Annotated in this window: 8 protein-coding genes; 7 read left to right on the top strand and 1 reads right to left on the bottom strand. The window is 61.5% G+C overall.

Annotated elements, in window-relative coordinates:
* Positions 1-2 precede the first annotated feature (2 nt).
* Positions 3-1,943, bottom strand: a complete 1,941-nt coding sequence (locus tag HGP31_RS28990; protein ID WP_225441959.1) for a BCCT family transporter — start codon at positions 1,941-1,943, stop codon at positions 3-5.
* Positions 1,944-2,324: 381 nt separating this feature from the next.
* Here HGP31_RS28990 and betI point away from each other — a divergent pair, with 381 nt between their 5' ends.
* The 7 genes from betI to dbpA all read left to right on the top strand — a co-directional run bounded on the left by betI (position 2,325) and on the right by dbpA (position 12,323).
* Entirely contained in the window at positions 2,325-2,918 is a 594-nt protein-coding gene (betI, locus tag HGP31_RS28995; protein WP_020796092.1) for a transcriptional regulator BetI, read from the top strand.
* A gap of 62 nt (positions 2,919-2,980) precedes the next feature.
* Complete coding sequence (betB, locus tag HGP31_RS29000) at positions 2,981-4,453, top strand: betaine-aldehyde dehydrogenase (protein WP_020796093.1); 1,473 nt, start codon at positions 2,981-2,983, stop codon at positions 4,451-4,453.
* Between the two features lie 183 nt (positions 4,454-4,636).
* A complete protein-coding gene (gene betA, locus HGP31_RS29005; RefSeq protein WP_020796094.1) occupies positions 4,637-6,340 on the top strand; it encodes a choline dehydrogenase in 1,704 nt (567 codons plus the stop codon).
* Positions 6,341-6,500: 160 nt separating this feature from the next.
* Positions 6,501-7,943: a TldD/PmbA family protein gene (locus HGP31_RS29010; RefSeq protein WP_020796095.1), complete on the top strand. Its 1,443-nt coding sequence runs from the start codon at positions 6,501-6,503 to the stop codon at positions 7,941-7,943.
* Entirely contained in the window at positions 7,943-9,280 is a 1,338-nt protein-coding gene (locus HGP31_RS29015) for a TldD/PmbA family protein (RefSeq protein WP_020796096.1), read from the top strand. The genes HGP31_RS29010 and HGP31_RS29015 overlap by 1 nt, the downstream gene beginning before the upstream one ends.
* A gap of 172 nt (positions 9,281-9,452) precedes the next feature.
* Entirely contained in the window at positions 9,453-10,880 is a 1,428-nt protein-coding gene (mdtD, locus tag HGP31_RS29020; protein ID WP_168759062.1) for a multidrug transporter subunit MdtD, read from the top strand.
* 105 nt (positions 10,881-10,985) lie between these two features.
* Positions 10,986-12,323, top strand: coding sequence for an ATP-dependent RNA helicase DbpA (dbpA, locus tag HGP31_RS29025; protein ID WP_240963564.1), 1,338 nt, complete (start codon positions 10,986-10,988; stop codon positions 12,321-12,323).
* Positions 12,324-12,425: the final 102 nt, after the last annotated feature.

Consider the following 12,425-nt stretch of genomic DNA (forward strand, 5'->3'; position numbering starts at 1 on the left):
ACTTAGCTATACACCCGGCCAAGAAGCTGGCGATGGCTTTCAAACTGATCGAGCACGTCACGGGTGATCTGATCCTGGGTGAAACCCATCAGGTCGTAGTCCTGGCTACCGTTGTGCAAGTACACCTCGGCGCGGTAGTAACGCTGACGCGCCTCATCGGACTGGGCTGACTCGGTTGGAGTGGCCAGATACCCGTCCAGGCTGACTTCGTAGACAAAAGGGTTGCCCTCTTCCATCTCGACCCGCACTCCCATGCAGCGCTTGGACTTGCCCAGCAGCGTCTGCACTTCGAGGCCTTGGGCACGCATTTGCGTCGTCGCATCCTGCAATGCCGGGCTCACATGCTTATCCATGAAGCGTTGTACCACCGACTGGCTCGGCTGCAGGTCCAGCTGCGTCAAACGCTCGCTGAAGCCACGACGACCGCGCGCTGCCAACTCCGCCTGCTCCTGTTCAATCTGCACGTCCTGGCGCATGGCCTTGTGCAAGCCGAACATGAAGAACACCAACACCACCGAGAACGGCAAGCCGGCCAGAACCACCATGGTTTGCATGGCTTCGAAGTTACCGGCGAACAGCAGGCCGATGGTCACCAGGGTGATCACCACCGACCAGAAGATCCGCAGCCAGTGCGGCGCATCTTCGTCGACGTTACCGCCCTTGCACGACAGGTTGGCCATCATCACCGCACCCGAATCCGCCGGCGTCAGGAACAACACGAAGCCCACGAAAATCGATACACCGATCACCACCTTCGATGCCGGGTAATGCTCCAGCAACTGGTAGATCGCCATGGACGGCTGTTCCAGCGCAGTCTTGCCGAGCTCCACCGCGCCGTGATTCATCACCAGGTCCAGCGCCGAGTTACCGAAAATCGACAGCCACGCCAGGGTGAAACCCAGCGGAATCAGGAGCACGCCAGCAACCATTTCACGCACCGTGCGACCACGGGAAATACGTGCGATGAACATGCCTACGAATGGGGCCCAGGAAATCCACCAGGCCCAGTAGAACAGGGTCCACAGGCCCAGCCAGCGGTCAGACTTCTCACTGTCGCCTTCGTACACATAAAGATCGAAAGTCTTCAGCACCACACCGTTCAGGTAATCACCAACGTTCTGCACGAAGCCGTTGAGCAGGTGCAGGGTCGGGCCGAACAGCAGCACGAAAATCAGCAGACCGCTGAACAGCACGATGTTGAGGTTGGACAGGCGGCGGATGCCGTTTTCCACACCCGACACGGCAGCGATGGTCGCCACGGTGCTCATCACGATGATCACGATCAGCAGGTTGGTGTTGCTGTGCTCCATGCCGAACAGGTTTTCCAGGCCCGACGACACTTGCAGCGAACCAATCCCCAGGTTGGTCACCAGGCCCAGCAGGGTCACGAACATGCCAAAGCCGTCCACCGCATGACCGGCCGCGCCTTTGACCCAACGCTCACCCACCAGCGGGTACAGCGCCGAACGCAGCGCCAGCGGCTGGTTATGCCGGTAGGCAAAGTACGCCACCGCCAGGCCGACCAAGGCGTAGATCGCCCAGCCATGCAGGCCCCAGTGCAGGAACGTCAGCTGCACGGCCTGACGTGCCGCCAGGTTGCTGCCGGCCACGCCTTCCGGCGGGTTGAAATAATGGTCCAGCGGCTCGGACGCACCGAAGTACAGCAGCGAGATGCCGATACCCGAGGAGAACAGCATCCCCGCCCAGGCGCCGTAACTGAAGTCCGGGGTGTCGTCCTTGCTGCCCAGCTTGAGCTTGCCGTAGGAGGAGAACGCCAGGCCGACCACGAAAATCAGGTAGGCGGCAATCACCACCATGTAGTACCAGCCGAAGCTGCGGGACAACCAGGCTTGCGCCGTACCGAGCAGTCTGCCGGCCTCTTGCGGGGCAATTATCAGAATGGCGGTCAACAACAGAATCAACGCGGTAGAGGTGTAGAACACCCAACCGTTGACCGTCACCTTCTCGGGTGGGGTCTTTATTAGCGAGGCAGAACTCATGGCACAGATGCTCCGGGCAGTGCGAGAGAAGAACGCAAGACAAACGAGGTACCCGACCAATCGCTTAGTGGGCAGCCGACCAGCGGGTGATATAAAGACAACCCGATAAAGCTCGAACCCCCTTTAACGCCGTGGCGCGTGGGTTTCGAGCAATTGCGGAAGTCGTTTTTTTTCGCCGCTACGCGTCGGAAAAATCTGTAGGCAGCGACGATTTGTCGCAGATCTTATTCTTTGTTGATTGAACGTTCAATCAAAACAAAATAGACTGGCCCTCAAACCGATAGACGTCTTGCGTCTGCCGGAAGGCCTAAGGAGATGTGCAAGATGCCCAAGGTCGGTATGCAACCCATCCGTCGCCAACAGTTGATCGAAGCCACCTTGCTGGCGGTCGACCAGGTCGGAATGGGGGACGCCAGCATTGCGCTGATCGCCCGTTTGGCCGGTGTCTCGAACGGCATCATCAGTCATTACTTTCAGGACAAGAACGGCCTGATCGCCGCCACCATGGGGTACCTGATGACCGTCCTGAGCGAGAACGTCACCGCGCGCCGATTGGCGCTGACAGATGACAGCCCGCGGGCGCATCTGCAGGTGATCATCGAAGGCAACTTCGACGCCAGCCAGGTCAACGGCCCGGCAATGAAAACCTGGTTGGCCTTCTGGGCTACCAGCATGCACCAGCCGTCTTTGCACAGGTTGCAGCGGATCAACGATCACCGTCTGTATTCCAACCTGTGCTGCCAGTTCCGCCGCGTGTTGCCGCTTGTCGAAGCGCGCAGTGCGGCTCGTGGCCTGGCAGCGTTGATTGACGGCTTGTGGTTGCGCGGCGCGCTGTCGGGAGATGCTTTCGACACCGAGCAGGCACAACGGATCGCTTACGAATACATGGATATCCAACTGGCCAAGCAGGTGAGTTAGAGCACACATAGAACGCTCGACACCTGCACCGTGCCAATAACCAATGCACTTGCGAGGACTTTATGGCCCGTTTCGAACTGCAAAAACTCTACATCGATGGCGGCTACAGTGACGCTGGCAGCGATGCCACGTTTGAAGCCATCAACCCGGCTAACGGTGAAGTCCTCGCAAAAGTACAACGTGCGACCAAGGAAGACGTCGAGCGCGCCGTGGTCAGCGCCGAAAAGGGCCAGAAAATCTGGGCTGCGATGACCGCCATGGAGCGTTCGCGCATCCTGCGTCGTGCCGTGGACATCCTGCGCGAACGCAACGATGAACTGGCCGCACTGGAAACCCTGGACACCGGCAAGTCGTACTCCGAAACCCGCTACGTCGACATCGTCACCGGCGCTGACGTGCTGGAGTACTACGCAGGCCTGGTACCCGCCATCGAAGGCGAGCAGATCCCTTTGCGCACCACTTCGTTCGTCTACACCCGTCGCGAGCCACTGGGCGTCGTGGCCGGTATCGGCGCGTGGAACTACCCGATCCAGATCGCCCTGTGGAAATCCGCACCGGCCCTGGCCGCCGGTAACGCGATGATCTTCAAGCCAAGCGAAGTCACTTCGCTGACCACCCTGAAACTGGCCGAGATCTACACCGAAGCCGGCCTGCCAGCGGGTGTGTTCAACGTCCTGACCGGCAGCGGCCGTGAAGTCGGCACCTGGCTGACCGAACACCCGCGCATCGAGAAAGTCTCGTTCACCGGCGGCACCGACACCGGCAAGAAAGTCATGGCCAGCGCTTCGAGCTCTTCGCTCAAGGACGTGACCATGGAACTGGGTGGCAAGTCGCCGCTGATCATCTGCGACGACGCCGACCTCGACCGTGCTGCCGATACCGCGATGATGGCCAACTTCTACAGCTCCGGCCAGGTTTGCACCAACGGCACTCGCGTGTTCGTACCGGCGCACCTGAAAGCCGCTTTTGAAGCCAAGATCGTTGAACGTGTTGCGCGCATCCGCGTCGGCAATCCGGAAGATGAAAACACCAACTTCGGCCCGCTGGTCAGCTTCGCCCACATGGAAAGCGTGCTGGGCTATATCGCAAAGGGCAAGGAAGAAGGTGCGCGCCTGCTGTGCGGCGGCGAGCGCCTGACCGAAGGTGAATTCGCCAAGGGCGCGTTCGTCGCACCGACCGTGTTCACCGACTGCACCGATGACATGACCATCGTGCGCGAAGAAATCTTTGGCCCGGTGATGGCGATCCTCACCTACGAGACCGAAGAAGAAGTGATCCGCCGCGCCAACGACACCGACTTCGGCCTCGCCGCCGGTATCGTCACCAAGGATCTGAACCGCGCTCACCGCGTGATTCATCAACTGGAAGCCGGTATCTGCTGGATCAACGCCTGGGGCGAATCCGACGCGAAGATGCCGGTTGGCGGCTACAAGCAGTCGGGTGTTGGCCGTGAGAACGGCATTAGCTCGCTGAACAACTTCACCCGCATCAAATCGGTACAGGTCGAGCTGGGCGATTACGTCTCGGTGTTCTAAGACCCGAGACCTGTATTGCTCGCGAGGGCCTCTTCGCGAGCAAGCCCGCTCCCACAAGGGGCCAGAGGTGGACACAGATCCTGTGTACACCAGAGATCAAATTTGGGAGCGGGCTTGCTCGCGAATCGAGTGCGCAGCACTCGCCGTGGCCTGACCTGACCAACTTTCAAGAGGGTGCATTCAATGTCCCAAGAATTCGATTACATCATCATCGGTGCCGGCTCGGCCGGTAACACCCTGGCGACCCGTCTGACTGAAGATGAAGGCGTCACCGTCCTGCTGCTCGAAGCCGGCGGCCCGGACTACCGCATGGATTTCCGTACGCAGATGCCGGCCGCCCTGGCGTTCCCGCTGCAAGGCCGTCGCTACAACTGGGCCTACGAAACCGATCCAGAACCACACATGGACGGTCGCCGGATGGAATGCGGCCGCGGCAAGGGCCTCGGCGGCTCCTCGCTGATCAACGGCATGTGCTACATCCGTGGCAACGCCATGGATTACGACGGCTGGGCAAAACTGCCAGGCCTCGAGGACTGGTCGTACCTGGACTGCCTGCCGTATTTCCGCAAGGCGGAAACCCGCGACATCGGCCCGAACGACTACCACGGTGGCGACGGCCCGGTCAGCGTGACCACACCGAAAGCCGGCAACAACCCGCTGTTCCACGCTATGGTCGAAGCGGGCGTACAGGCCGGTTATCCACGCACCGAAGACTTGAACGGCTACCAGCAAGAAGGCTTCGGTCCGATGGACCGCACCGTGACGCCCAAAGGCCGTCGTGCCTCCACCGCCCGCGGTTACCTGGACATCGCCAAGAAGCGTTCGACCCTGACCATCGTCACCCACGCCCTGACCGACAAGATCCTGTTCGAAGGCAAGCGTGCGGTCGGCGTGCGCTACCTGGTTGGCTCCGCCGAAGAGCGCGTTGAAGCCAAGGCGCGCAAGGAAGTGCTGCTGTGCTCCGGCGCCATCGCTTCGCCGCAAATCCTGCAACGCTCCGGCGTCGGCCCGGCCGAACTGCTGAAAAAGCTCGACATTCCGGTGGTTCACGACCTGCCGGGCGTCGGTGAAAACCTGCAGGACCACCTTGAGTTGTACCTGCAATACGCGTGCACCCAACCCGTCTCGCTGTACCCGTCGCTGCTCTGGTACAACCAGCCGGCGATCGGTGCCGAATGGCTGTTCAACGGCACCGGCATCGGTGCCAGCAACCAGTTCGAAGCCGGCGGTTTCATCCGTACCCGTCCGGAATTCGAATGGCCGAACATCCAGTACCACTTCCTGCCGGTAGCGATTAATTACAACGGCAGCAACGGTGTGAAAGAGCACGGTTTCCAGGCACACATGGGCTCCATGCGTTCGCCAAGCCGTGGGCGCATCCAGGCCAAGTCCAAGGATCCACGCCAGCACCCGAGCATCCTGTTCAACTACATGGCCACCGAGCAGGACTGGCAGGAATTCCGCGACGGCATCCGCCTGACCCGTGAAATCATGCAGCAACCGGCACTGGACGCCTTCCGTGGCCGCGAAATCAGCCCGGGCATCGAAGTGCAAACCGATGAGCAGTTGGACAAGTTCATCCGCGAGCACGCCGAAACCGCGTTCCACCCGTCCTGCTCGTGCAAGATGGGCACCGACGAAATGGCCGTGGTCGATGGCGAGGGTCGCGTGCATGGCATGCAAGGCCTGCGCGTGGTCGATGCCTCGATCATGCCGATCATCACCACCGGCAACCTGAACGCGCCGACGATCATGATGGCCGAGAAAATCGCCGACAAGATCCGTGGTCGCAAGCCATTGCCGCGCAGCAAGGCCAAGTACTACGTAGCAGGCGATGCGCCGGTGAAGGGCAAGCCTGTGCGGGAAGTCAGCGCCACCGCACAGTAAGCCTCCCCCTGATCGTTCCCACGCTCTGCGTGGGAACGATCAATCCCCGCTGACACCGCTCCATCCTTGATCCATCCCCCTCGCAGGCCTACTCTAGCGCCACGCAAATGCTTCACCCTCCCCGCGCAACATCGATGCTCCACACCAAGGAGGTTCCCGAATGTTCGATTTCCACCCCCAGCTCAAGCAGCGCTTTGCTGCCTTGCGCACGGGCGCCGAATTCTTTTCCCTGCGTTATGTGCGAGAGTCCGGCCAGTACCTGTCGGTGCGCAAGAACGTCGCCGAACCGCCGAGCCTGAGCCGCGACGAAGGCGCGATGCTGACCGTGCGAGTCAATGGCGTCGAAGCCTATGCGGCCACCAATGACCTGTCGCAACAGGGCCTGCAAGCCGCCCTCGAACGCGCCGAACAGCAGGCGCGCCGACTCAAGCCCCATGCCCTGCTGGACCTGCGCGAACACGCCGTTTCCAGCGACCGTGCCGACTATTTCTCGCCGACCCTCGACCAGCCTTTCCCCTCCCTGAGCGACTGCTATCAGCTGCTGGGGGCCGAATCCGCCGCCGTGCCCAAGGACGAGCGCCTGGTGAGCTGGCAGGTCAGCCTCGGCATCACCCACGTCGAGCAGATCTACCTCAACAGCGCCGGCGCCGAACTGCGCCAGGCCCAACGCTTCGTCTACCCGGGCCTCGATGTCACCGCCTACGACGGTAACGACAGCCAGACCCGCAGCCTGGGTCGCGAGAATTTCGGCCAGCAGGGTGGCGCGGATGTGATCAGCCGCTGCGGCCTGGTCGGTGCCGGCCCGCTGGTCGCCGATCAGGCGCTGCAACTGCTGCTGGCACCGAACACGCCGCAAGGTCCACGCGATCTGCTGCTGATGCCCGACCAGATGATGCTGCAAATCCACGAATCCATCGGTCATCCGTTGGAACTGGACCGCATCCTCGGCGATGAACGCAATTACGCTGGCACCAGTTTCGTCAAGGCAGAAGACTTTGGCCGCCTGCAATACGGCTCTAAACTTCTCAATGTGACCTTCGACCCCGATATACCCGAACAGCTCGCCAGCTATGGCCATGACGACGACGGCACGGCTGCCAGCAAACAATTCCTGATTCGCGAAGGCCTGTTGCTGCGCCCCTTGGGCGGTGCACTCTCGCAATTTCGCGCGGGCCTGGACGGTGTCGCCAACAGCCGTGCCTGCGGTTGGAACCGCCCGCCGATCGACCGCATGGCCAATCTCAACATCGAACCTGGCGATCAGCCGCTTGCGCAACTGATCGGCAACATCGAGCACGGCATCCTGATGAGCACCAACCGCTCGTGGTCCATTGATGATGCGCGCAACAAATTCCAGTTCGGTTGCGAATGGGGTCAGTTGATTGAAAACGGCGAATTAAAGGGCGTGGTGAAGAACCCGAATTACCGGGCGATTTCCGCGCAGTTCTGGAAAAGCCTCAGCGCGGTCGGCGATGCCAGCACCTTCAAGGTCCTGGGTACGCCCAATTGTGGCAAGGGCGAACCGAATCAAGTGATTCGCGTCGGCCATGCCTCGCCAGCCTGCGTATTCAGCAACGTTGATGTTTTTGGGGGAGACAGCTGATGACTACGTCGAAAGCACAGGCCGAGTCTTTCAAGGCATTGGTGGCCGGGTTAAGCGAAGCGTTGCGCGAACCGGAACAGTTCACCCTGAGCTACGCCGCCGAATCATCGGCCTTCGTGCGTTTCAACCACGCCAAGGTGCGTCAGGCCGGACAGGTGCAACAGGCCAGCATCGGTTTGAAATTGATCAACGATGGCCGCCACGCCGATCTGCAAATCACCTTGGCAGGCGACCCTGCAGTCGACCATCAGCGTCTGGCCGAAGGTCTGCAACAACTGCGCGAAACCTTGCCTTTGTTGCCCCAGGACCCCTACCTGCTGCTCAATCACAACGGCTGGCAAAGCCAGAACGTGCAGGAGCACCCGCTACCGGACACCGAGCAAGTGGTCGGCGAAATCACCCAGGCCGCCGAAGGACTGGACCTGGTCGGGTTCTATGCGGCAGGGCCGATCAGCCGCGGTTTCGCCAGTTCCGCTGGCGCCTTCGGCTGGCATCAGGCCAACAGTTTCAACTTCGATTTCAGCCTGTTCCATGAAAACGGCCAAGCGGTCAAGGCCAGCTATGCCGGGCACGACTGGAACACCGAAGGCTTTGCCAGACGCTTCCAGCAAGCACGTGAACAGCTGGAATACCTGGGACGGCCGCTGCGCACTTTGGCGCCGGGTCAGTACCGCGCCTACCTGGCGCCCGCCGCGCTGGAAGAAATCATGGGCATGCTGTGCTGGGGCGGTTTTTCGGCGCAGTCGATTGCCAGCAAAAGTAGTCCGCTGCAAAAGCTCTACGGGGGTGATCAAGCATTCAGCCCGTTGGTCTCGCTGGAGGAAAAAGTCAGCGGTTCGCTGAGCCCGGCGTTCTCCGACGAAGGTTATCCGCGCAGCGACCTGGGGTTGATCGTCGAGGGCAAGGCCGGCGCGCAACTCGTGGGCTCACGCAGCGCCGCAGAGTACGGCTTGAGCGCCAACGGCGCCAGTGGTGGAGAGTCGCCAACCGCCCTGAACATGCGCGCCGGGGATTTGCCTGAGGCAGAGATACTCGAGCAACTCGGTACAGGCTTGTACATCAGCAACCTGTGGTACCTGAACTTTTCGGATCAACCGGCCGCACGCCTGACCGGCATGACGCGGTTTGCGACCTTCTGGGTCGAAAATGGCAAGATCCAGGCTCCGGTCAGCACCATGCGCTTCGATGACAGCGCCTACAGTTTGCTGGGCTCACAGCTGGAAGCGCTGACCGCGGAACGCGAACTGCTGTTGTCGGCGAGCACCTACAGCCAGCGGGCGACGGCATCGGCGCTGTTGCCGGGGGCGCTTATTAGCCGGTTGACCTTGACCCTGTAAACACAAATCCCCAGCACACAGGGCACCCTGTGGGAGCGGGCTTGCTCGCGAAGGCGGTGGGTCAGTCAACATTGATGTTGAACGTGATGACCTCTTCGCGAGCAAGCCCGCTCCCACAGGGACTGCGACCGACGATGGCCTTGCATTAACAACTTCAACTACAAGAGGTCCCATGCCCAACCGCCCGCCTCTCGATCCTGTCACCGCCCGCTGGGTGCCCTGGGTCGTCGCCATTGCCTTCTTCATGCAGTCCCTGGACGGGACGATCCTCAACACCGCCCTGCCCGCCATGGCCCGCGACCTGGCGGAAGATCCCCTGCGCATGCAGGGCGTAATCATTGCCTACATGCTCACGGTCGCCTTGCTGATCCCCGCCTCGGGCTGGATCGCCGACCGCTTCGGCACCCGCAAAATCTTCTTCGGCGCCATCTTGCTGTTCAGCCTCGGCTCGTTGCTCTGTGCAATGTCGAACACGCTGAGCATGCTGATCGGCTCCCGGGTTATCCAGGGGTTGGGCGGCGCACTGATGTTGCCGGTCGGGCGATTGGTGGTGCTGCGCGCCTACCCGCGCTCGGAACTGGTGCGGATCATGGGCTTCATCACCATCCCCGGCCTGCTCGGGCCGTTGCTCGGCCCGACCATGGGCGGCTGGATGGTGGAATACCTGACCTGGCACTGGATCTTCCTGATCAACCTGCCGGTGGGACTCGTGGGCTGCTACGCCGTGTGGAAATTCATCCCGGACCTGCGCGGCTCCGAGCGTACCCGCTTCGATAGCCTGGGTTTCCTGCTGTTCGGCGCGGCGATGATCCTGATCACCATCGCCATGGAAGGCCTGGGCGAACTGCACCTGCCGCACCTGCGGGTGATGCTGCTGCTGTTCGGCGGCATGGCTTGCCTGGCAGCCTACTGGCTGCGCGCCGGCCACGTTGATAATCCGCTGTTTGCGCCGTCGCTGTTCAAGACCCGGACTTTTGCCGTTGGCATTCTCGGCAACCTCTTCGCCCGGCTCGGCAGTGGCGCCCTGCCGTTCCTCGTGCCGCTGCTGCTGCAAGTGGCGCTGGGTTATTCACCGTCCCAGGCCGGGATGAGCATGCTGCCACTGGCGGCCGCCGCGATGATCGCCAAGTGGGTGGCGCGACCGCTGATCGAACGCCTGGGCTACCGCATCGTGCTGACCGGAAATACCCTGGCGCTGGGGATCATGCTGGCGAGCATGGGCCTGGTCAGCGAGCAGACACCTTACTGGCTGCTGTTGTGCCTGCTGGCAATTTTGGGGGCGATCAACTCCTTGCAGTTCACCGCGATGAACACCGTGACCCTGATCGACCTCGACGACGCCAGTGCCAGCAGCGGCAATAGCCTGCTGTCGGTGGTGGCGCAATTGTCCCTGAGCCTGGGTGTGGCCTGCGCCGGCGCATTGCTAGGCGGTTTCACGGCAGGGATCGGCAATGACGGCGTGGAGACGGTGTTGGGCGCGTTCCAACTGACGTTTGTGACCGTCGGAATCATGGCCATGCTGGCGGCAGCGATCTTTTCCCAACTCTCAAAGGAAGACGGACGGCGCGTCAAGCGTCCGGAAGAGCACATCGAACCTTAGGGCGAATGGCCATCGGGCTGGTACACTGCGCGACATTTTGTTTTGCAGGCCAGTCCCGTGACCACCATCGCCACCGAATTTAATACTTTGCCGCTGTCCGCCGCCATGCTGGCTAACCTCGACTCCCTCGGTTATGCCCAGATGACGCCGATCCAGGCGCAGAGCTTGCCGGTGATCCTCAAGGGGATGGACCTGATCGCCCAGGCCAAGACCGGTAGCGGCAAGACCGCGGCCTTCGGCATCGGCCTGCTGAACCCGATCAATCCGCGCTACTTCGGTTGCCAGGCGCTGATCCTGTGCCCTACCCGTGAATTGGCTGACCAGGTCGCCAAGGAAATCCGTCGCCTGGCCCGTGCCGAAGACAACATCAAGGTCCTGACCCTGTGCGGCGGCGTATCCCTCGGCCCGCAGATCGCTTCGCTGGAACACGGCGCGCACATCATCGTCGGCACCCCGGGACGCATCCAGCAACACCTGCGCAAGGGCTCGCTGGTCCTGCATGGCCTTAACACCCTGATCCTCGACGAAGCCGACCGCATGCTCGACATGGGTTTCTACGACTCCATCGAAGAAATCATCATGCAGGCCCCCGAGCGTCGCCAGACACTGCTGTTCTCCGCCACCTACCCGGTGGGCATCAAGCAGTTGGCGTCGAAATTCATGCGTAACCCGCAGCAAGTGAAGGCCGAGGCGTTCCACGACGACACCCAGATCGAACAGCGCTTCTACGAAATTTCCCCGGACGATCGCATGAGCGCCGTGACCAAGGTGCTGGGCCACTTCCGCCCGGCGTCCTGCGTGGCGTTCTGCTTCACCAAGCAGCAGGTCCAGGAAACCGTCGATCACCTGACGGCCAAAGGCATCTCCGCCGTCGGCTTGCACGGCGATCTTGAACAGCGTGATCGCGACCAGGTGCTGGCGATGTTCGCCAACCGCAGCACTTCCGTACTGGTTGCCACTGACGTCGCCGCCCGTGGCCTCGACATCGACTCGCTGGACATGGTGATCAACGTCGAACTGGCCCGTGATTCGGAAATCCACATCCACCGCGTTGGCCGTACTGGCCGCGCCGGTGAAAAAGGCCTCGCCATCAGCCTGGTCGCACCGTCTGAAGCCCAGCGCGCCCAAGCCATCGAACAGCTACAGAAATCCCCATTGACCTGGGATCAGGTGGACAACCTCACCTCCCAGGGTGGCGGTCCGCTGCTGCCGCAAATGAGCACCCTGTGCATTGCTGCCGGCCGCAAGGACAAGGTTCGTCCGGGCGACATCCTTGGCGCACTGACCGGTGAAGCTGGCATCCCCGGCGCCCAAGTCGGCAAGATCGCGATCTTCGACTTCCAGGCCTATGTGGCAGTGGAGCGCGTTGTCGCCAAGCAGGCCTTGCAGCGCCTGAACGACGGCAAGATCAAGGGCCGCTCGTTGCGCGTGCGCATCCTGTAACAACAACGCATCTACCCCCTGTGGGAGCGAGCCTGCTCGCGAAGACTGAGTGTCAGATAACATTAAGGTGCCTGACACACCGCTTTCGCGAGCAGGCTCGCT

The organism is Pseudomonas umsongensis (assembly GCF_012647205.1).
Lineage (GTDB): Bacteria > Pseudomonadota > Gammaproteobacteria > Pseudomonadales > Pseudomonadaceae > Aquipseudomonas > Aquipseudomonas umsongensis.